At 49.1% G+C, this 21405-nt stretch carries 16 protein-coding genes; 9 read left to right on the top strand and 7 right to left on the bottom strand.

What is annotated here, in order from left to right; translation table 11 throughout:
- Nucleotides 1-109 precede the first annotated feature (109 nt).
- A complete protein-coding gene (mutL, locus tag PN498_RS00560; protein WP_272060718.1) occupies nucleotides 110-1765 on the top strand; it encodes a DNA mismatch repair endonuclease MutL in 1656 nt (551 codons plus the stop codon).
- Nucleotides 1766-2435: 670 nt separating this feature from the next.
- Here the strand turns inward: mutL and PN498_RS00555 are convergent.
- Nucleotides 2436-3248 (bottom strand): peptidoglycan recognition protein family protein, encoded by an 813-nt coding sequence (locus PN498_RS00555; protein ID WP_272060717.1) that lies wholly within the window; start codon nucleotides 3246-3248, stop codon nucleotides 2436-2438.
- Nucleotides 3249-3434: 186 nt separating this feature from the next.
- Nucleotides 3435-3884 carry a T3SS (YopN, CesT) and YbjN peptide-binding chaperone 1 gene (locus tag PN498_RS00550; RefSeq protein ID WP_272060716.1) on the bottom strand — a complete coding sequence of 150 codons (450 nt, stop codon included), beginning with the start codon at nucleotides 3882-3884 and terminating at the stop codon, nucleotides 3435-3437.
- A gap of 134 nt (nucleotides 3885-4018) precedes the next feature.
- Here PN498_RS00550 and PN498_RS00545 point away from each other — a divergent pair, with 134 nt between their 5' ends.
- Complete coding sequence (locus PN498_RS00545) at nucleotides 4019-5494, top strand: GTP-binding protein (protein WP_272060715.1); 1476 nt, start codon at nucleotides 4019-4021, stop codon at nucleotides 5492-5494.
- Nucleotides 5495-5627: 133 nt separating this feature from the next.
- Complete coding sequence (locus PN498_RS00540; RefSeq protein ID WP_272060714.1) at nucleotides 5628-6065, top strand: hypothetical protein; 438 nt, start codon at nucleotides 5628-5630, stop codon at nucleotides 6063-6065.
- A 51-nt stretch (nucleotides 6066-6116) separates the two neighbouring features.
- On the opposite strand, the gene PN498_RS00535 is transcribed toward PN498_RS00540, so the two are convergent.
- Nucleotides 6117-7343 carry an FIST signal transduction protein gene (locus tag PN498_RS00535; protein ID WP_334312205.1) on the bottom strand — a complete coding sequence of 409 codons (1227 nt, stop codon included), beginning with the start codon at nucleotides 7341-7343 and terminating at the stop codon, nucleotides 6117-6119.
- Between the two features lie 488 nt (nucleotides 7344-7831).
- Between PN498_RS00535 and PN498_RS00530 the strand changes: the two genes are divergently transcribed.
- The gene (locus PN498_RS00530) at nucleotides 7832-8059 is read left to right on the top strand and encodes a Calvin cycle protein CP12 (RefSeq protein ID WP_272060712.1); all 228 of its coding nucleotides are present in this window, start codon (nucleotides 7832-7834) and stop codon (nucleotides 8057-8059) included.
- A 185-nt stretch (nucleotides 8060-8244) separates the two neighbouring features.
- Here the strand turns inward: PN498_RS00530 and PN498_RS00525 are convergent, their stop codons facing one another.
- From PN498_RS00525 to tig, 4 genes are all read right to left on the bottom strand, one after another.
- A complete protein-coding gene (locus PN498_RS00525) occupies nucleotides 8245-9105 on the bottom strand; it encodes an alpha/beta fold hydrolase (RefSeq protein WP_272060711.1) in 861 nt (286 codons plus the stop codon).
- A gap of 114 nt (nucleotides 9106-9219) precedes the next feature.
- Nucleotides 9220-10557, bottom strand: coding sequence for an ATP-dependent protease ATP-binding subunit ClpX (gene clpX, locus PN498_RS00520; RefSeq protein WP_272060710.1), 1338 nt, complete (start codon nucleotides 10555-10557; stop codon nucleotides 9220-9222).
- A gap of 12 nt (nucleotides 10558-10569) precedes the next feature.
- On the bottom strand, nucleotides 10570-11217 hold the full coding sequence (gene clpP / locus PN498_RS00515) for an ATP-dependent Clp endopeptidase proteolytic subunit ClpP (RefSeq protein WP_442951392.1): 648 nt from the start codon (nucleotides 11215-11217) through the stop codon (nucleotides 10570-10572).
- 585 nt (nucleotides 11218-11802) lie between these two features.
- Complete coding sequence (gene tig / locus PN498_RS00510) at nucleotides 11803-13350, bottom strand: trigger factor (RefSeq protein ID WP_272060709.1); 1548 nt, start codon at nucleotides 13348-13350, stop codon at nucleotides 11803-11805.
- Between the two features lie 336 nt (nucleotides 13351-13686).
- Between tig and PN498_RS00505 the strand changes: the two genes are divergently transcribed.
- The 5 genes from PN498_RS00505 (at nucleotide 13687) to PN498_RS00485 (ending at nucleotide 21088) form a co-directional block, all read left to right on the top strand.
- The gene (locus PN498_RS00505) at nucleotides 13687-14724 is read left to right on the top strand and encodes an aspartate-semialdehyde dehydrogenase (protein ID WP_272060708.1); all 1038 of its coding nucleotides are present in this window, start codon (nucleotides 13687-13689) and stop codon (nucleotides 14722-14724) included.
- Nucleotides 14725-14887: 163 nt separating this feature from the next.
- A complete protein-coding gene (gene dapA, locus PN498_RS00500; protein WP_272060707.1) occupies nucleotides 14888-15766 on the top strand; it encodes a 4-hydroxy-tetrahydrodipicolinate synthase in 879 nt (292 codons plus the stop codon).
- A gap of 375 nt (nucleotides 15767-16141) precedes the next feature.
- A complete protein-coding gene (locus tag PN498_RS00495) occupies nucleotides 16142-17866 on the top strand; it encodes a ribonuclease J (protein ID WP_272060706.1) in 1725 nt (574 codons plus the stop codon).
- 488 nt (nucleotides 17867-18354) lie between these two features.
- On the top strand, nucleotides 18355-20400 hold the full coding sequence (locus PN498_RS00490; RefSeq protein ID WP_272060705.1) for an Rne/Rng family ribonuclease: 2046 nt from the start codon (nucleotides 18355-18357) through the stop codon (nucleotides 20398-20400).
- Nucleotides 20401-20500: 100 nt separating this feature from the next.
- The gene (locus tag PN498_RS00485; protein WP_272060704.1) at nucleotides 20501-21088 is read left to right on the top strand and encodes a ribonuclease HII; all 588 of its coding nucleotides are present in this window, start codon (nucleotides 20501-20503) and stop codon (nucleotides 21086-21088) included.
- Nucleotides 21089-21405 lie beyond the last annotated feature (317 nt).

Genomic DNA, 21405 nt, shown 5'->3' with positions numbered 1-21405 from the left:
GGAGCACATATTGCTAAGCATTAAACCCCCGGAAGGATTTATTTTCGCTAGCATGGGGGGCGGGTTTGTAACAGGTTACTGACCCTTGTGTTATCAGGTGTTTCACTCAATGGCAGGCATTCAACCGCTGCCGTCAGATGTCGTTAAGCTTATGGCTGCTGGGGAGGTGATTGATTCTCCTGCAGCTGTGGTCCGGGAGTTGGCAGAAAATGCGATTGACGCTGAGGCTTCTCGGATTGTCATTGAAGTGCGATCGCATCCCTGGCACATTCAAGTTACGGATAATGGCAGCGGCCTGCCGATTGAGGACTTAAGGCGAGCGGCCACATCTCATAGCACCAGTAAACTGTTTGCCAAGGAAGATTTGTGGAATGTCCACAGTCTTGGCTTTCGGGGTGAGGCGCTACACAGCCTAAGTCGCTTGTCCCAGTTGACTTTGTGCAGCTGTCCCCAATCGCAAGTCAACAGTGGCTTTTGCGTGACTTGCGATCGCTCTGGTCGGCCCACTAACACAACCCCCATTGCGATGGCTCCTGGAACACGGGTCACGGTAGAAGACCTGTTTTACTCGATGCCCTCTCGCCAAGAAGCGGCCTCATCCCAACAGCAGCTGCGGATGATCCAGCAAAGCGTGTACCATTTGGCGCTTTGTCATCCTGGCATTACCTGGCAAGGCTTCTTAGACGATCATCCTTGGTTCACTTTGTGGCCCGGACAATCAGCGTTGCATGTGCTGCCCCAAATCATGCGCCGCATCCAAGTCACCGATTTGCGAGAAACGGACCAGCCCTGTTCAATCGAAGGCGTTGAGGGCAAAATCCATCTCTTGATGGGACTCCCTGACCGATGTCATCGTCGCCGTCCTGATGGCGTCTTCACCGCACTCAACGGTCGTGTTGTTCAGCTACCAGAGGTGACAGAACGGTTGCTGACTGTTCTACGACGATCGCTCCCCCGCGATCGCTATCCTGTCATCTTCATACATCTTCAAGTGACACCACATCAGGTTGACTGGCATCGGTCTCCTGACAAATCGCGAGTATATCTCCAGCATTTAGACGACTGGTGTACGGCGATAGAAAGCGTCATTGAGCAAACACTTCAAGCGTCTCGAATTGAAACGGGTCAAAACCAGCGGGTCACCCAGCTATTGCAAGCAGCAGAACCCGAAGGTCAATATCGTACGACGCCTAACGATGACCAGTATTCAGATACGCCGCTAGGTTTGAAAGCGATCGCTCAGGTGCATAACCGCTACATCCTAGCAGAACACCCTGCTGGCCTGTGCTTGATTGAGCAGCATATTGCCCATGAACGGGTGCTATATGAAGAGTTATGCGATCGCTGGGAAATTGTGCCCCTCGCAACGCCCATTAGCCTATCGAATCTGTCCGAGTCTCAAGTGGAACAATTACAGCGCATCGGCCTCACAGTAGACCCCTTTGGTCCTGACCTGTGGCTTGTCCGTACTGCGCCTGCCCCCCTAGTTGATCGTGATGATTGTGCCGAGGCGCTTCAGGAGCTGAGTCTAGGTGCGGACTTAGACAGTGCTCTCGTTGCAACGGCCTGCCGCACAGCCATTCGAAATGGGACTCCCCTTAGAGTTGAAACTCTACAGTCTATTCTCAACGCTTGGCAGCGGACTCGAAAACCTCAAACTTGCCCCCATGGACGTCCCATCTGCCTGACACTAAATGAATCGAGCCTAGCCCGTTATTTCCGCCGTAGTTGGGTGATTGGTAAAAGTCATGGATTGGAACCATAAATGGTTCAAGGTCGGCAGCAGGTACAGCTTAAGGAAAGACACTTTTGAGGCCAATTCAAAATCTGTCCGTCAAACGGATTGGGCAGACATTTCTCAGGCAAAATTAAATAAATGCTTATCTGCATTCGCTTTTTGAAAAGCTTGAGTTTGGTCTTCTCCGGAAACATCAGATTTTCACATTGAAGTAAAACCTATGAGTTAATTCTGATAAAAGCTTGCAACTATACTCAAGCTTGAAACCATAATGAAACAGGGCTTTCGACAGACTTTTTATTGTTCAGATCTCACATAGCAAAGCCGTCTGCTTTCAAGGATCTGATTTGGCAGGTCCTGTTCACCCTACTAAAAGAGCATTTTTGACAGGATTCTGTCTTTTTCAATTTCTTGATTTCTGGAGGTCTTTATACTGATGCATACCTCAGAGGTTCGCCCTTCTCGGCTAGTATTTTTATTCGTAGCAGTTCTTTTACTAACGTCCTATCTTCCTCACCCAAATTTGGGAGATCCTCTACCCCAATCTTTAGATTCTTTGATCAAAAGCTGGAAGAGCGATCATCAGTAACAGGCGCTATTTATTAGCACGAGGATCGGACGCCCCTTCATCAAGGAGCCATTGGTGGAAGTCCCCCAACACTGGGAATTGAAGGGCCATGTTAATGAAATGCTCTCCTTACGACAATCCAGCACGGCTGGGATATTGACGGAGCAGGCCAAAGAAACGACTGAACTCAAACATGCGAGGATCTTGACGGCTGCCTGAACGGTCAACCGCTTTGTGGGTTGTAATGCGATCGTCAGGGATGCTGCTCTGGGCTAGAAGCCACGCAGTTGATTCATACTGCGCCTGAGTGTAGCCGCTATGGGTAGGCCCATTACCTCGACCATCGCTAGGCGTCTCCAGTGAAATGTGATAAGCAAAATTGTTGACTGAAGAGGGGAAAGCAGGGTTAGTCGTTACCGTTTCGGGGCCACTGGGACCGTTGAAAACTGAATTGCCTGCACCATAAGCTCTTTTCTCAGGCGGTACAATATAGTAGATGGTGCCATCTCTGCCAATCAGCGTATGATAGCTAACTTGGTCGTTGTCATTAGCGTGATAAGTCTGAAACAAATTCAACGCGCTCTGAGCTGAGCCTACCGTCTCATGCAAGACCGCAATAAACTGGTTGCTAACAGGCTGACCAAAGGCATCGGTGCTGTAGCGATCGCCATAGTTAGAAGGATCAGCAAGCTGAATCACTTGTCGTGGTTGATAAGCTGTTTGAGCAACTACTGGCACAGGTTGAAAATCTAAAGGACTCTCCGTATCTGACAAGATAGTCGGAACCATGGCAAAGGCCGCGTTTTCAGCCAGCATTGGTAATCCCGAAACGGCCTCAATTGCTCGTAGCTGATTCTGGATAGGCCAGAGGGTTAATAACACAACCGCAAAGGCGATCGCGCTAACTAAGCTCCAGCCCCAAATTTTTCTCCACCGCAGCATGTGATTTCTACTCCCTTTACGCCGCTGCCAATATTAGTGCTTACCCATTAGAACTTACGGCTTTGGTTCTATAGATCCCTAGATATAGGAGATTTTTATGGCGTCGGCTCTAACGGTGCAAACTGATGTTAATTTTGCCTAAGACTGCCCAAGAGGTCTCGTGTTGTTAAACTTTCCTTGCAAAAATTACCAAGATGACCAGCGATCAAGGGCTCTTTTGCCACCCCAGCGCGCCACAATCTCATCGTCATAACTATCAGCTAATCTAACGACGGTCGTTACCGAATATCGCAGCTCTATTTGATCGCAGGTGGAACCCACAAGACTATGCTCAAAAACGATGTCGTTCTCAGAGTCGAAAGCAAACCGACCAAAGCGGATGCCATTGTTCTCTCGGAGTAGGTAGTAAGAGAGTTCGGGAGTAACGGTAATATCAGTGACAACATAAGAGCGAGTTGTAATTAGCGCATCATTTTCTTCCCAGGGAATGACTCGGGTGGAGGCTACAGCCGAACCAAAATTAATGACAAACAGCGGTTCATCATCAAACATCACCACGTTTTCCCCGAACAAGTTATGCATCCAGGGTTCAATACGTCCGTAACAAGCCTTTTGAGAAGGGGTCTGAAATTCCATACACCGTGTAAACGAATCCTGACATGTATTCTCTCACTGATGTGCCACCGTCGATGACACCCATAGCTAGTTGAAACTATCGCATCCTAACTGAAACCTAAAAGTGTTCTGAGAGTAGTAGCCGGGCCTTCAAAATGGCATCTTCTGAAGAGAAAATTGCATCAGAGAAAACTGCATCGTCTAATCTTGCGGATGAGCTAGATCAAGTCGTTACAGAATTTGAGGATTTTCAATCTGATCTGACCTATGAGCAAGCTAGAGGGGTGCTCCAGTCCATGCTGGAGCGGCTTGACCTGTCTCCTCGCGAAGCCTCAGGTTTACAACAAGAGCTTCAGCAACTCACTGGACTGATGCAGAAGCTGGATCGCGCTGTTATCCAAATCGCCGTTTTTGGATTAGTTGGGCGTGGTAAATCATCCTTGTTGAACGCCTTAGCCGGAAAAGATCTTTTCACGACAGGTCCAACTCATGGAGTGACCCAAACTGTCCAAAAAACCGAATGGCACGTTAGTCAGGATGCTTTTGGTGAGGATCACACGGTTTGGCGAGCTGCTCTGCAAGGAGCTGGACAATCTTCTATTGAACTGATCGACACACCTGGACTAGACGAAGTCAACGGGATGGAACGAGAGCAGCTTGCTAAACAAATCGCGATAGAAGCTGACCTTATTCTATTTGTCATTGCTGGGGACATTACTCGGGTTGAGTATGAGGCGCTGGTTCAACTGAGAAAAGCCAGTAAACCGATTTTGCTGGTCTTCAACAAAGCTGATCAATATCCGGAAGCTGATCGTCAAACCATTCACACAGCCCTAACGGATGAGCGCTTGCGAGACCTCATTTCACCGGATGAAATCGTGATGACCTCCGCAGCTCCTTTGATAGCGGTGGCAACGCCCGATTCGTCTGGTCGAATTAGACCCACATTGCAGCGAGGGACACCCCAGGTAGAAGCCTTAAAGCTGAAAATCTTAGATGTTTTGCACCGCGAAGGACTCGCCCTTGTTGCTCTTAATACGCTGCTGTATGCCGATGAACTGAACGAAAACATTTTGGACAGAAAGCTGAAAATACGCGACCAGGCTGCCAATGAGGTGATTTGGAACAGCGTCATGACTAAAGCGATCGCAATCGCTCTCAATCCAATCACGGTCGTTGATGTTCTGACTGGAGCTGTCATTGACATCGTCATGATTCTCACCCTGTCTCGGCTTTATGGACTGCCCATGACCTACACCGGGGCGGTTAAACTCCTCCGCAGCATTGCCCTGGAGCTAGGAGGACTCTCCGCTAGCGAGCTGGTGGTCACCCTAGGGCTAAGTTCTCTGAAGGGACTACTCAGCCTTAGTGTTCCTGCCACTGGAGGGATCTCCCTCGCACCCTATACCTCAGTCGCGATCGCTCAAGCCGCTGTCACAGGAGTTGCTACCTATGGCATCGGTTTAGTGACTAAACGCTATCTAGCCAACGGTGCGAAATGGGGTCCAGAAGGCCCGAAAAGCGTGGTCAGTAACATTTTGGACACGCTAGACGAAGCCTCCATCCTGAATCGCATCAAAGTCGAACTAGCGGAGAAGATCAGCGTCAATAAAGATATCTCAAAAGACTGAAGGGAGAGGGCAACAAAATTGATGGGGAGAATCAACTTTAGCGTCCTAATTGCGCTATCTCTCACATCCCTCCCTTCCCTCAGCAGGATGTGACAAGATTAGAAGAGTGCTGTAGAACGATTAGCCTGATTGCATGACTGATTCAACCTTTCGCTCAATGCCAGCTTACGAAAAGCTGATCAAATTGCGTCCGCTGCTTCTAAAACTTCATAAATCATTGCTAGACGCTGAACAGGACAGTTACGAGCGAGTTCATGGTCCTATAACCTCCAAGGGAGAACTTTTTCGCCTCGTCATCGGTGACGAATGGTTTGAGTGGTTGCGCCCTATCTCTCAGTTCATTGTACGAATTGACGAAACGACGAAATCCAAGCAGCCCGTTTCACCTAATCAGCTTCATGCTTTGCTAGCAGAAGCTCGTGATTTAATTCCATTAGAGAGTGCTGATGACAGTGAAACGGTAGTTCGCTATCAGCGGGCAGTACAAAATCGTCCAGAGATTGCGATGATGCACGCCGACATGATGGACCTGCTAGAGATTTCTCAGGATGATCGCGATAATTCGCCTTGATGTCACTCCGCTCAACTCTCAAAAGTCGGCTCGTTTTCATAGTCCTAGAGACTATTCAGCAGGCCGACAAATACCAAAGACTGAGGTATACCCGTGCAAAAAGGTTGTACCGCCGACGGGACCAATCTCTCCCCCACAAAAGAAGCCACTCAGGGAAATCGCCCCTAGCTGTTCATTAAACAGCCGCGAATCAAAGTTAGGTTCCTGATACAGTCCTTCCCCACGCCCCATGCAAGAGAACATCAGAGCGCCTATAGGGAAATCTGCGTTGCTATTGATTTGATTGCGATAGCGAGTCAGCAACGTCTTCAAGTCATCAGCAGAGGTACGGGCATCCCTCAAATGGAACTGGATGCGCTGTCCTACTCGAATGCGATCGCCAATCACAATCGCCCCAATCCGAGGGTCAACGCCTAACAAATTGCGAATTAGAAAATCACCATGATGAAGATTTTCCTTAAAGCCATCTTGAGCAATACCGATATGAAGAGAATCCTGGGCGAGTTCGCGATCGCTATCGCTTAGTCCCTTCAAAATCGTTTGCAATGCCTCTAATGGAGTTTGGGTCTCTCCACCAAAGTCGTTAGTCTTCTCCAATTCCAGCAAAATGTTGCGCTCACCCGCAGCGACTCGAAACGGTTCGCCAATCGGTCGGCATCCCTGAGCCACAACAGCATCCACTGCGATGTTTCCAGAGAGCGCCACACCCACTACACCTTCGCCATGAAGGGAATCCTCGAAGAAGAGCCCACTGTTACGCTGAAAACTGCTCACACTAGCTAGCCCACCCACTTTGACGGCTCCAGGATAAGCAAAGTCTAGGCCTTGAAGTAGCTCTGTAATACTGGACGTAAAGGGATCAGCCATCAAAATAAAACTGGGCTGCTCCTCGGGTGCCACACCGACCTTGTCAACCCACAGGTTAGGCGGGCTATCTAGATCGGGCAGATCATCTTCTTGCAGATAAAAGCTTTTAACCGCTACGCCAGGTAAAGACGCAACCGCTAAACTCAAAGCTGGCTTTTGCTCAACTTCTAAGGTTTCACCACTGGCGGTGGTGCCGACAACGCCACCACCACTACAACCAATCAAACAGGGAATCTCCAGCACTGCATGGAGCAAGGGCAGCAAACGGGCATATTCACTAGCAAATGCTGATGATATAAAGATAATGCCCAAGTCTGGCTTGGCCTGAAGGTGTTGTTTAATCTGGTCTGCCACGTCTCGAACAGCAGCCTCTAGAGAGGGTTGAGTCGAGAGGGCGCTTATCCACTGCATCGACTGAGCAGTTGCAGCCATAAGTGAAAACCTCCTGCCACGCGCTAGTTCTTCCTATTGACTTGGTTTAAGCCTAAGGCAAATAGGAAATTAATGTTGAAAAAGTCGTCGTTTTTAGAGTTTGTACCGTTTGCAGGCAATTCTAAAATATTTCCCCAGAATGATTTGTCTGTTATGGGTTTGCGGTAGTTTAGGATCTGAGATTACTTGGTGTAAAAAAACCGAACGAAACTAATACGGATTTTTGCCCTGCCTGATTATGGCAGCAGGGAGTATCTTGTTAGAGACGCACTCTATTCTTTTATCAAGGAATATTGCAGAGAATTGTTTCTGTTTGGCACAGTGTGAAGGTTTGCCATGGATTACACCGATCCTTCAAAAGCGAAACGTTACACTGAGTCGTGGAGTGCAGTTTGCAGCCGTGTGACTCCCTGTTCGTGCGGTAGGGCGTATCTGTTGGGAACTTAAAGCGATTTAATAGGGTTTCTATGAGCAACAACATTCAAGACAAAATCCAAGAAGAATTGAAACAAGCTCGTGACGCTTGCGACACTGCTGGCAGCTCTTCAGCAGAATGTGCAGCGGCGTGGGATGCTGTCGAAGAGCTTCAAGCTGAAGCCTCTCATCAACGGCAATCTGACACTAAAAAGACTTCTTTCGAAGAATACTGCGATGCAAACCCCGATGCGGACGAATGCCGTGTCTACGAAGATTAGGAGTTTTTAGCCTAGAGGCACGGTCTTATCGTGGTTCTGGGTCAGTTTTGGGAGAGTGACTTTCAACCTCTCCCAAAACGTTTTAGAGCTAAGACTTTATAGTCGTCACCTACTTTGCTAGGGTAAGACGCTTATACTTTATAGGTTTGCCCAGCATCACCCCACTTGTCGGGAGTATTCGCTAGCTAGGCGACATTTAAGAAATTGTTCACTTCTTCGAGATATATCTGAGGTGCTTCCAACATCGGGAAGTGTCCTGTATTTTTGATTTCGACATATTTAATCATTTCTGGGTTCAGCACTGCGGCTTGCTTTCCTAGCTTGGCCGGGGTGATTTGATCGTACTCTCCTGAAACAAGTAGAGTCGGCACTGCGATCGCTTTGAACGCAGCAGGCATTATTTCTGTCGCTCGCTTGCTGACGGCTGTGTAAATGGTTCCCAAAGCAATGTCGCCGTCTGCGGACAAATAGTCTTGCAGAAAGGCTTTGCGCTCAGCTGAGGGAATAGGGCGGCTGAGGAAACGAGCCATGAATACCCGAGGCGCGAGAGGAATGCGACTCAACCAAGCAGGACGGAACCTTACGACATAGCCACCGAAGGTATAAAACGCTTCGAAGGCTTTTTTGTCATATTCGAAAATTCCATTACAGGTCAGAATAGCCTGATTGACGCGATCTCCATACTGATTCAAAAACAGAGCAGCAACAGATGCTCCAGTCGAATGAGAGTTCAACCAAATTCGATCAATTTCCAAAGCATTCAGCAACTCAGCCAAATCGTCGGCAAAGGTGTCTAACTCATATCCCCTTGCGAGAACAGCTTCTCGATCGTTAGTTTTGATGCGTGATTGCCCAAACCCTCGCATGTCGTAGAGCAAACAATCAAACTGAGAACTTAGCGATCGTGCCGTTGAACGCCAATAACGGCAAGACCCTCCCCAACCGTGGATGAAAACCATAATGGGCTTAATGCCGTTGGGTCCTGTTTCACCTTCGGTGAGCCACTCGTAGTAATGATCGACTCCAAAAACTGAGACGTAGGGCATCTTCTAACGGTAGATTGCTAACTCTGAATCGACTAAAGGCAGTCAAGTCCTAAAACTTTAAAGATAGGAATGTTGCTAGAAAGCCACACGCTTTCTCTAAGGGCACTTAAGCCTTTAGGCTGACTCAGGCTTAGGCAATGAGGAAGGGTGAAGAAGCAATTCTGCCGTAGAGCGCTGCTCAACCATTTCACGGGTAATCATGCAGCGTTTCACGTCTTTGCGGGAAGGCAGCTCATACATGACGTCAAGCATTAGTTCCTCAACGATACCGCGTAGGGCACGAGCACCTGTTTTACGGCGATAAGCTTCCCGCGCGATCGCTCGAATAGCATCCTGCTTGAACTCAAGCTGCACATTGTCCATGCCCATAAGCTTCTGAAACTGTTTGATTAGGGCATTCTTCGGCTCAGTCATGATGGCCACCAGCATATCCTCATCCAGTGGATCAACCACTGTAATGGCTGGGATACGTCCGATGAATTCAGGAATCAAACCGTACTTTACTAAATCCTGAGGTTCTAGCTCCTTCAAAATGTCCGCAGTACGCTTTTCACGAGAGATTTGAGTATCTCCAGGTTGAATGAAGCCCATAGACTTTTTGCCTACGCGCTGCTCCACCATCTTTTCCAACCCGACGAAGGCCCCACCACAGATAAACAAGATATTACTAGTATCAATTTGGATGCAGTCTTGGTAAGGATGTTTGCGTCCACCCTGAGGCGGCACATTAGCAACCGTTCCCTCCAGCATCTTTAGGAGCGCCTGCTGCACCCCCTCACCCGAGACATCACGAGTGATAGACGGGTTTTCGCTCTTGCGGGCAATTTTATCGATCTCGTCAATATAAATAATGCCTCGTTGGGCTTCCTCAACATCTAGATCAGCAACCTGCAAGAGACGCAGCAAAATGTTCTCGACATCCTCACCAACGTATCCAGCCTCCGTCAGCGTCGTTGCATCGGCAACAGCAAAGGGGACATCCAGAATTCTCGCTAGGGTTTGTGCCAGTAACGTTTTGCCGGATCCTGTCGGCCCAATCAGCAAGATATTAGCTTTCTGAATTTCAATCCCATCTTCAGAGGGATTGGTCTGATTTTGCAGATGACTCAATCGCTTGTAGTGGTTGTAGACCGCGACTGAAAGAACTTTCTTAGCTTCGTCCTGTCCAATGACATGATCATCAAGATAATTTTTAATCTCGCGAGGCTTAGGAACTTGACTAAACGTAATGGGAGATGGGGCGGACCGTCGGCGCTCAGGAGGTTGCTCTCGTCGAGGAACCGATTGGGGAACGGTCGCCCCTGAATCAAACAACTCCTCATCTAATATTTCGTTACATAAGTCAACACATTCATCGCAAATGTAAACACCAGGCCCTGCAATGAGCTTACGAACCTGTTCCTGTGACTTACCGCAAAAAGAACATTTGAGATGGGAGTCGTACTTAGACATATTGTGCCCCTATTACAATGCAGCAACTGATGCAACAGTCGCCAGCGAGTCTTTTTCGAGAACCTGGTCAATCAGGCCATAGCTTTTAGCCTCTTCAGCAGACATGTAAAAGTCGCGTTCGGTATCAGCTTCTATGCGCTCCAAAGGCTGTTGGCTATGGCGTGCAATGAGTTCATTCAAACGCTGCTTATGGTAGAGAATCTCTTTTGCCTGAATTTCAATATCAACAGCCTGTCCCTGCGCCCCGCCAAGCGGCTGATGAATCATGATCCGGGCACTCGGCAAAGATAAACGCTTACCTTGAGCACCTCCACAAAGGAGAAAAGCGCCCATACTAGCAGCCAAACCAAAGCAGATAGTCACGACGTCTGGACGAATTTGCTGCATCGTATCGTAGATTGCCATGCCAGCAGTTACCGATCCGCCGGGAGAATTGATATAAATCTGAACATCCTTCTCAGGATCTTCCGCATCCAAATAAAGCAGCTGCGCCACGATGGAGTCAGCAACCTCATCGTTGACAGGGGTACCTAAGAAGACAATTCTCTCCCGTAGCAAACGCGAGTAGATATCAAAAGCTCTTTCGCCCCGGCCAGATTGTTCAACTACCATTGGTAAAACGCCCTGAGGGTGGGGGTGTAGGGCGTTTCGGCTAGAGATAGAATGATTCCTTGAAGATTGCAGCACTATATCAACCGATTAGTTTTCTGACATCAGCCCTCTTCGACGAAACTCCCTAACAGGAACATCCATCACGGAATAAACCTTCTGGGAGGTAGCCTGCTACCAGGCATGAATTGCTAATTCGAAGAGAGCAAATTAGCAACTCTATAGAACATTATGCCCCAACGTCTGATAAGAGCGTGTGAGACCGAGGTGATGAACCTAATAATTAGGGCATCGTAATTCCCGACCAAGTCTAGACCAAAAAAAGCACTATAGGCACGCCTTATCAAATCAAACTTCAAACTTACTCAGTAACCGTTGGAGTTGTTCTCAGCATGAATCCTAATCCAGGTCAGCTTGATATGGGTAGATCTTCCAGAAATCTTTCGCGAATGCTCAACAGAACTTTTGCACCCAAAACTGTTTGACTGCCGGGAGGTCCAGTAATGCTGGGGGGATTGTCTGCCTTGCCAATGCGCTTGTACTTCTTGCATGTCGGTCGTTCTGGCAGTTAGCAGAAGGACTGGCATATGACTCTCATCAACTCATCCTATCCGCGTCTTCCTTGTCGAAAGCTGCTTATTCTTCCTCACTGCCTGAACTGGCCTCAACTGCTTCAACAGCTGCTTTGGCTTCAGCCATCTCATCCGCACTTGCCTCATCCGCATCCGCCGCAGTAGCCACGGCTTCCGTTGCCAGAGCTTCAGCGTTTTCAGGCACCTCCTCTACTTCCGTCGCGCTTACATCCAGGACCTCTGTAGAGGCTGATGTTTCTGCATCATCAGCTTCGTCGGACTCGTCAGGTTTCAGAGTACCCTCTGGTACCAAATCCACAGTGTTGTTTTCTAACAGCCACTTCAAGATTTTCTCTTGAAGCAGTTCCTCGTTAACAACTTCTCTCAGGCGATCGCGATCAATGTCCTCCGGATTGCTAACTTCTTCCAACATTTCATCCATCCGGGCTTTGATCGCATCTTCCTCAATCGAGATGGATTCCTGTTTAGCGACTTCTCCCAATGCCAGAGTGCGCCTGAGACGGTCGATCGCATCAGGACGAGCACGATCTCGCATATTCTCAACAATTTCGGGAGTCAACATCTTATTAATATCAATCCCCTGACGGCTCAGCTGCACAGCCGTCTGCTGCACTAGGTAGTTAGCTTCGCGCCGAATCAACGTTTCTGGAATCTCAGCGTCTAAATGCTTAAGCAGTTCTTCCAGCAGCGCCTCAAACTGATTGCTTTCGGTTTCATCCGCAGCTTCCGTCTGATAACGCTCCTCCAAAGAAGTCCGGAGTTCTGCTAAGGTTTCAAACTCACTGACCTCTTCTGCAAAATCGTCATCCAAGTCAGGCAATTCTTTTTCTTTCAAGTCTTGCAGGGTCACGGTGAACAGCGTGGGTTTACCCGCTAGATCCTGTTGAGGATAGTTCTCAGGGAATGTTAGAGATAGCTCTTTCGTTTCATCTAGAGACATACCAACGATGCCTTCAACAAATCCATCAATGAAGCCACCCTCTTTTAGCTCCAGCTGAAAGTCTTCCGCAGTGCCGCCTTCAAACACCTCATAGGTATCGTCTTCCTGCTTGATCTTGCCTTCAAAATCGATCACAGCAACATCTCCCATTTTGGCAGCGCGATCCTCGATGGGGACCAGAGTCGCTAAGTTGAGGCGGTATTGTTCCAAAACCTCATTGACCTTACTCTCCGCATACTCGACTTCTTCTGCCTGGACTGTCAGCCCTGTATACGTCTCTAATTTGACCCGAGGCGGCACGTCTACAGACGCTTTGACGGTCAGCACTTCGCCTGGGGTGTATTGTTCAATAAGTTCTTCAAATTCAGAGACAAGCTGATAGTTGCCAATCGTATCAATGGACTCTTGCTTAATCGCCTGCTCAATGGAGTCTTGCACCAACTCTTCTAAGGCAGCCGCTTTTATCTGAGTTGGCCCAAAGCGCTGCAAGAAAACCTGACGTGGCACTTTGCCGGGGCGAAAACCTGGAACGCGAACTGTTTTGATGAGCTTCTGTAGGACCTTTTCGTAGGTTTTTTTGGAAACCTCAGCGGGAATTTCAATTTGAAGCCCTAGTTGGCTATCGGGCAGCTTTTCTTGAGTAACTTTCATGAAGGAGTCCTACTTCCTGAGCAATGACAGCCTGGAGGTTGGAGACAACCCTTTTGAAAAGCAAAAAGCTTGTCCCAGGCCTCAGCTGAGCGAGTTCTGAATTCAATGCAGTTAGCTATAATACTGCATCCAAGAGGCAACTGCACCCTGCTGGTTTGAGGTATCTTTTAACATTTGAGTTGGGATGCTTTTATTAGGTGAGAGAATAGGATCGTAAGATTGCCTCAGACGGGATTGTTGGGAAGCGGATAGAGATCGCACCACCAAGCATGTAGAGCTATCCCGTATTGCCAGCCCACTCACGTTAGGAAGTTCAGGCCAGGGAGAGTAGAGATTGTGTCGGAAGGATATCGTGTCGCCATTGTTGGAGCAACTGGAGCTGTTGGCACGGAGCTGATTGATCTATTGGAGCAACGCCAGTTCCCTATTTCGATGCTGAGGCTGCTGGCGTCCCCTCGATCTGCGGGCAAGACACTGCATTTTCGTGGACAGCCTCTCGTAGTAGAAGGGCTGAGCGATCGCGCTTTTGACGACGTTGATATCGTTCTAGCGTCCGCAGGGGGCAGCATTTCCAAGGAGTGGGCTCCCAAAGCAGCGGCTGCAGGGGCCGTCGTGATTGACAATTCCAGTGCCTTTCGGATGGATCCCAAGACGCCTTTGGTGGTCCCAGAAGTCAACCCCCAGGCCGCGGCTGAACATTCCGGCATCATTGCCAATCCCAACTGCACGACGATCCTGATGGCAATGGCTATCTGGCCACTCCACCAGGTTCAGCCAATCCAGCGCATTGTAGTAGCAACCTATCAATCCGCCAGTGGGGCTGGGGCCAAAGCCATGGAGGAAGTAAAGTCGCAAGCTGAGGCCATTCTGGCAGGAAAGACCCCTACCACTGAATCCTTTCCTTATCCGCTTGCCTTCAACCTCTTTCCCCACAACTCGCCGCTTAACGAAGCTGGGTATTGTCAGGAAGAGATGAAAATGGTGAACGAAACCCGCAAGATTTTTGGCGAGCCTAACCTTAGAGTTACTGCCACTTGTGTCCGTGTTCCAGTCTTGAGAGCACATTCAGAAGCGGTCAATCTGGAATTTGCTGTACCCTTTTCGCCAGATCAAGCGCGTGCAACGCTATTAGAGTTTCCTGGAGTCAAGGTTGTGGAAGATTGGCAGGCTAATTATTTTCCCATGCCGATTGATGCCAGCGGTCAGGATGATGTTCTGGTAGGCCGCATTCGTCAGGATATCTCGCACCCTAATGGCCTGGATCTATGGCTGTGTGGCGACCAGATTCGTAAAGGGGCGGCGCTCAATGCCGTTCAGATTGCAGAGCTATTGGTAGCCAAGCAGTGGTTAAAATCCACGGTTCTAGCTGTCTAAACACCTAAGACCAATAAGGACTTTTTATCTGTCCTGGTGTTCGAGAGGTCATAAGGTTGTTATCTTAATTGCTGATACAGCCAAAAACGGTCAAAAACGGTTAACGACGTCTTAAGGCGAGGCCACTTGTTAAGGGTATTCAATCAAGAAGGATTACGAAGGCGTGGGATATTTTGGTCAAGTCATAACGGCTATGGTGACTCCCTTTGGGGAGGATGGAAGCGTCAACTACGCTATTGCAGAGGCGCTGGCAGCTCACTTGGTTGAGAACGGTAGTGATGGACTTGTCATTTGTGGAACAACTGGTGAATCACCGACCCTTTCTTGGGACGAAGAACTACAGCTATTCAAAAGTGTCAAAGCGGCTGTCGGCGATCGCGCGAAGGTGATTGCAGGGACAGGCTCTAACTCGACTCGCGAAGCCATTGAGGCCACCCGTAAAGCATCGACCCTGGATTTGGACGGGACGTTACAGGTTGTTCCGTATTATAATAAGCCTACGCAGGAAGGGCTTTACCACCATTTCAGAGCGATCGCCGAGGCTTGCCCTGATTTCCCCGTAATGCTTTACAATGTGCCTGGACGGACGAGTTGTGGCCTTTCGGTTGAAACGGTGGTCCGTCTCTCAGAAGTTGACAATGTAGTTGCTATCAAGGAGGCTAGTGGCAACCTTGACTATGCTAGTCACCTAAGGGCATCAACTCCTGATTCGTTCTTTTTATATTCTGGAGATGATTCTTTGACGCTACCCTTGCTTTCGATAGGAGGATGCGGCGTTGTAAGTGTAGCCAGTCATTTGGTGGGCAATCGTCTCCGGGGGATGATTCAAGCCTTTGAGATGGGTAAAGTAAAGAGTGCCATTGACGACCACTTGAGTTTGTTTCCCCTGTTTAAAGCCTTGTTTCTAGAAACCAACCCCGTTCCAGTAAAAGCAGCTCTTGCCTCTCAGGGTTGGGATGTGGGTTCAGTCCGCTCTCCTCTGGTGCCTGCCAGTGAAGCCGTCAAACAAGCATTAGAGAAACAGCTGAAACAGCTTATTTGAACACTTAATCGTTATCAACAATTGCTATCAGGCTTTTTGACAATTGAATATTCTTGCATCTCTTTCACCTAAATATTAAAAACACTTATTTGGTTAAGAGATTGAGCTAATGATAGCTCTTCCTGGGTTCATTTCAGCAGATGTCCCATCTGCTTGAAATCTGTTTACTCGTTATCAGAAATCGTCCCTGACCGTTGTTTGTCAGCCACGCTGGCAGAAAGTTGTCGATTTTTATTGGTGTCCTTTTGAAAAAAATACCCGAGCACTTAATTCGTTGCCGTTAAAGATTTAATCCTTCGCACTGTTTAACTTCATCTCTGGTTTTTTAGCCATTTTTTTGTACAGCCATTTTTGGCATTCTTGATTTCCAACTATATGACTCATCGAAATTCTGATTCAAAGCTCAAAATCATTCCCCTGGGTGGCCTTCACGAGATTGGCAAAAACACCTGCGTTTTCGAAATTAATGACGAAATCATCCTTTTGGACGCTGGACTTGCGTTTCCTACGGATGACATGCATGGCGTCAATATCGTGCTGCCCGATGTCACTTACCTGCGGGAAAATCGCCACAAGATTAAGGGCATGATTGTGACTCACGGCCATGAAGATCACATTGGCGGAATCGCTTTTCACCTAAAGCAGTTCGATATTCCTGTGATCTATGGTCCTCGATTAGCCATGGCGCTGCTGGAAGGCAAACTGGAGGAAGCAGGTGTGAGCGATCGCACCGAATTACGGTCTGTACGACCTCGGGACATGGTACGCCTTGGCAAATCTTTCGTCGTGGAATACATCCGCAACACACATTCCATCGCCGACAGCTGTAGCGTTGCCATTCATACGCCAATTGGCATTGTGATCCACACGGGTGACTTCAAGTTTGACCATACTCCAGTGGATGGTGAGCACTTCGACGTTCAGAAATTGGCAGAATATGGTGAGAAAGGGGTGCTATGCCTCATCAGTGATTCGACAAATGCCGAAGTCCCTGGACATACCCCTTCTGAGCGATCGGTCTATCCCAACTTGGATCGTGCATTCGCTCAGGCTGACGGACGTCTACTCGTGACAACCTTTTCGTCATCGGTTCACCGCGTCAACATGATCCTAGAGTTGGCGAAGAAGCACCATCGTATGGTATTTGTCCTTGGACGCTCCATGCTGAACGTGATTGCCCATGCACGTGAATTAGGATACATCAAGTGTGAAGAGGAGCGCTTTCAGCCGCTACGGAACCTCAATCAATATTCCGATAGAGACGTTATGATCCTGACAACAGGATCCCAGGGCGAACCAATGGCGGCACTCACCCGCATTGCTAACGGCTCCCACCGCGACATCAAAATTCGAGAAGGAGACACGGTTGTTTTCTCAGCGAATCCCATTCCTGGTAACACCATCTCTGTTGTCAACACCATCGACAAGCTGATGATGCGCGGAGCCAATGTTATCTATGGTAAACATTGGGGCATTCACGTGTCGGGACACGGTGCTCAGGAAGATCAAAAGCTCATGTTGGCGTTAACTCGCCCCAAGTTCTTCTTGCCCGTTCACGGTGAGCATCGGATGTTGGTGAAGCACTCAGAAACTGCTCAGAATATGGGCGTTCCGGCTGAGAATATGGTGATCATTCGCAACGGTGACGTTGTTGAGCTGACCCCTGACAGTATTCAGATCGGTGGTAAGGTTCCCTCTGGCATTGAGCTAGTGGATTCTTCGCGCCAGGGAGTTGTTGATCGCAATACTCTGCGCGATCGCCAGCAGCTAGCTGAGGATGGCATCATCACTGTTGCCGCCATTGTCAACAGCAATGGCAAGTTAGCGTCTCCACCCAATATTGATATTCGCGGGATTTCTCAATCACTGAATATCGAACGCTTTCAGGGCAAAGTTGCCGACGTCATTGGCCGAGTTTTGCGAGAGCGATCGCTCAAAAACGGTATTGAACGAGACGGCTTGCAGCCTGCCATTGAGTCCGAATTACGCCGCCTGATTCGCAAAGAACTGCCCAAGCGATATCCCGTCATTGTGTTGCTGTTGAATTGGGTTGAAGCTGAGAAGAGCGGTTCTCCTCTACCCGTGTTGACAGCCTCCTAATGAAGCCACTGTGCCCCTGCTGCTGGCGTCAGCAGTAGGGCTTCAACAAAAGACATCAGCATCCCTTCATAAAACGTAATGTCGCCTAGAAAGTGTCTGTTCAGGCTTAAGCAGGATGCGTTTCAGTAAGATGTGTTGATTCCAACCACCTAGCGCTATAATGCACCCAACAGAAGCGACTAGCTATCAGGCTTGAGCGTAATCAAGCGAATAGTGGTCTGAACAGGCGCATTACCAAAGGCTTCTGTCAGAATTTTGTAGATTCGACAAAGATTTTGGTGAAGTTAGGAAAAGCTGCCCGAACCACTCCGTGAGGCTATCGGGCTTTCGAAAGATTCCACCTTGGCGTCTGTCGTTTCCTATGGTTTTGACAGTGCTGTTTTGGCCCTGGAATGGTGCAGTTGCTTCTAGACAGAATTGCCTTTTTGATTCTTTCCTTTGGCGCTGGAAGAAGGGGGAGAATCCTTATGAGTTTTTGAGGATGTTGAATGCCAAAGCAGATTGTTATTGCTGAACAGCATCGCATTGCTGCTGTTTTTCAAGGAGACCAAATACAGGAACTTGTTGTTGCGACAGGAACTCACCAGGTAGGCGACATTTATGTGGGCACGGTCGAGAACGTACTCCCTGGAATTGATGCCGCCTTCGTCAACATCGGTGACAGCGAGCGCAATGGCTTCATGCATGTGACTGACTTGGGTCCCTTACGGCTCAAGCGCACAGCAGGATCGATCACTGAACTAGTTGCACCTCAGCAGAAAGTGCTCGTTCAGATTATGAAGGAGCCGACGGGCAACAAGGGACCACGACTCACTGGAAACGTAACGTTACCAGGACGCTATCTAGTATTAATGCCCTACGGCAAAGGGGTTAACCTCTCTCGTCGTATTCAGAACGAACAGGAACGAAACCGTCTTCGCGCCCTCGCTATTCTATTAAAGCCTGCTGGTATGGGTCTTTTAGTGAGAACAGAAGCAGAGGGCGTAGCCGAAGAAGCCATTATCGAAGATTTAGAATTTCTTCAAAAGCAGTGGGAAAACATTCAGCAGGAAGCGCTTTCTAAACGCCCTCCTGAACTCTTGAACCGTGATGATGATTTCATTCAGCGCGTGTTGAGAGATGTTTATAGCGGTGATGTTAATCGTATTGTTACAGATTCCCACACGGGTCTGAAGCGCGTTAAGCAGCATCTCATGAACTGGAATGGAGGGCGAATTCCATCTGGTGTGTTGATTGACCACCATCGCGATCGCGTCCCTCTCTTAGAATTTTTCAGAGTCAATGCCGCGATCAAAGACGCGATCCAGCCTAGAGTAGACTTACCGTCTGGGGGCTACATCATCATCGAGCCGACAGAAGCACTCACGGTTATCGACGTTAACTCTGGCTCTTTCACACGGTCAGCAACGGCTCGGGAAACCGTACTCTGGACCAACTGCGAAGCGGCTGAAGAAATTGCTCGACAGCTTCGGCTACGCAATGTTGCTGGTGTCATCATTGTTGATTTTATCGACATGGATGCCCGCCGCGACCAGCTCCAAGTTTTAGAAACCTTTAATCGAGCGCTGAAAGCTGATAAAGCCAGACCTCAGATATCCCAGCTGTCTGAATTGGGGCTAGTCGAGCTGACTCGCAAACGTCAGGGTCAGAATCTCTACGAACTCTTCGGACGCCCTTGTCCTGCCTGCAACGGTTTAGGTCATCTAGTTCATCTACCTGGCGAACCGGCAACGATAGACGGCGCGGCTTTGGAGGCTGCTCGCGATAGCAGCACTAGCATCAGCAACCGAGCGATCGCTCACACCGCGCCGCCAGAAAGCCTAGATCCCCACTCCGATTTGCAAGAGCTTGATCTGCTCAACCATCCTAACTATCAGGAATCCAAGGGAAGTCGAGGCAGTCGTCGCCGTCGTCGTCGCGATTCTTCCCCACCTAGTCGCAGCAACGGACGGAATGGGGATGCCCCAAAAAGTGCTCCAGTTGCAGTTGCTGACCCTGTTTCCACAGCTGAGACTCCCGCTTCAGCACCGACGACGACTCACCGCTCTAGTCGAGGTAGAAACGGACGAGGAGAGCGCAAAGTTGCGGCTCCCCCCGAAAAAGTCGTCGTTGAAATGACCCCTGAAGAGCAGAGCGTCTACGCCATGATGGGCATTTCGCCAATGGTGCTGAGCACGCAGGAGGTCAAAGACCCTAAAAACACCGCCATCCGAGTTGTTCTGCCTGGTGAAAAAGCCGATTTGGACGACTCCTCCCCATCAGAGGATACTGAGGCAACCTCTGCAACAACGACAGATGGGCCTCCTGTTTTGAAGAAAAGTCGGAAAAGCCGCTCTTCCGCCGAGGAGACTGAACCCGAGTCTGTTGCAGAACCCACTACTGAGGCAGAACAGCCTACGGCGGAATCTGAGCCGGAACCTTCAGAGAGCAGCGATGATGCCGATGCAACACCTCCTGCTGCTGAGGCCGAAGAAACCACGACCACTCGTCGTCGTCGTCGCCGTCGCTCATCGGCCAATGAGGATGAAGGTTAGTCAAGAGGATTAATCACATGAGCTAGCGGCGAGGTTATAGCTTTAGTCATCTTGGCCTAGCGGATGGCAACGGCTGTATCTCGCCTCTATTTGTGTGTTGATGATGGCAGATCACTATGAGATAGAAAAAATTGCTGGGGTTGATGAAGTTGGCCGGGGAGCCTTATTCGGACCCGTCGTCGCCGGGGCTGTGATCCTTTCACCGAAAGCTGAATTGGCTTTGGCTAAACTGGGGGTCACTGACAGCAAGCGATTGAAAGCTACTCAGCGAACAGCATTGGTTGAGCCAATTCACCGATGGGCTGATGCCTATGCGATCGCCTCAGCCAGCGTCCACGAGATTGACCGGATCAACATCCTTTGGGCCTCCCTATTAGCGATGAAGCGGGCCGTTACCCAGCTAACCCCGTCACCAACCCTTTGCCTAATTGATGGCAACAAACCTATTCCCAACCTGGATATTCCCCAGCAAACCATTATCAAAGGCGACCAGAACAGCGTCGCGATCGCCGCTGCCAGCATCCTCGCTAAAGTCTGGCGCGATACCCTGATTGTGCGACTAGACAAGCGCTATCCCGGCTACGACCTCGCTTCAAACAAAGGTTACGGGAGTCCCAGACATCGTGCTGCTATTGGCAAATTGGGGCGATCGCGGCAGCATCGCAAAAGCTTTCGAGTAGGGCAGTAGGGCGATCAATATAGAGGTTCGGCAAAGAAGTTGCTCGTAAGGAAAATTCTAATGGTGTGCCCCATCTTATTTCGAGGTTCCTGATGGGGATTCACCGGATAACTGTCTTATCAGCTGTTCCAGCGAACTATAACGATGAGACAAATGGTTGGTCGTAAAACCTGCAATACAAACTTACTTGATTTTGGACAAATAGAGTTGTGCCTGCGCTGCAACCACAGGCTGTGAGTGCCCCAAACCAGACAACTAAGCCGATTGTTGAGTGTCCTTGCAAGGACAAAGCTTTTGCGATGGATGAAACTTGACCAGCGGACAGG

The sequence above is a fragment of the Oscillatoria sp. CS-180 genome, assembly GCF_028330965.1.
In the GTDB taxonomy this organism is placed as follows: Bacteria; Cyanobacteriota; Cyanobacteriia; order Phormidesmidales; family Phormidesmidaceae; genus Halomicronema.
This window is presented reverse-complemented; position numbering and strand designations above follow the sequence as displayed.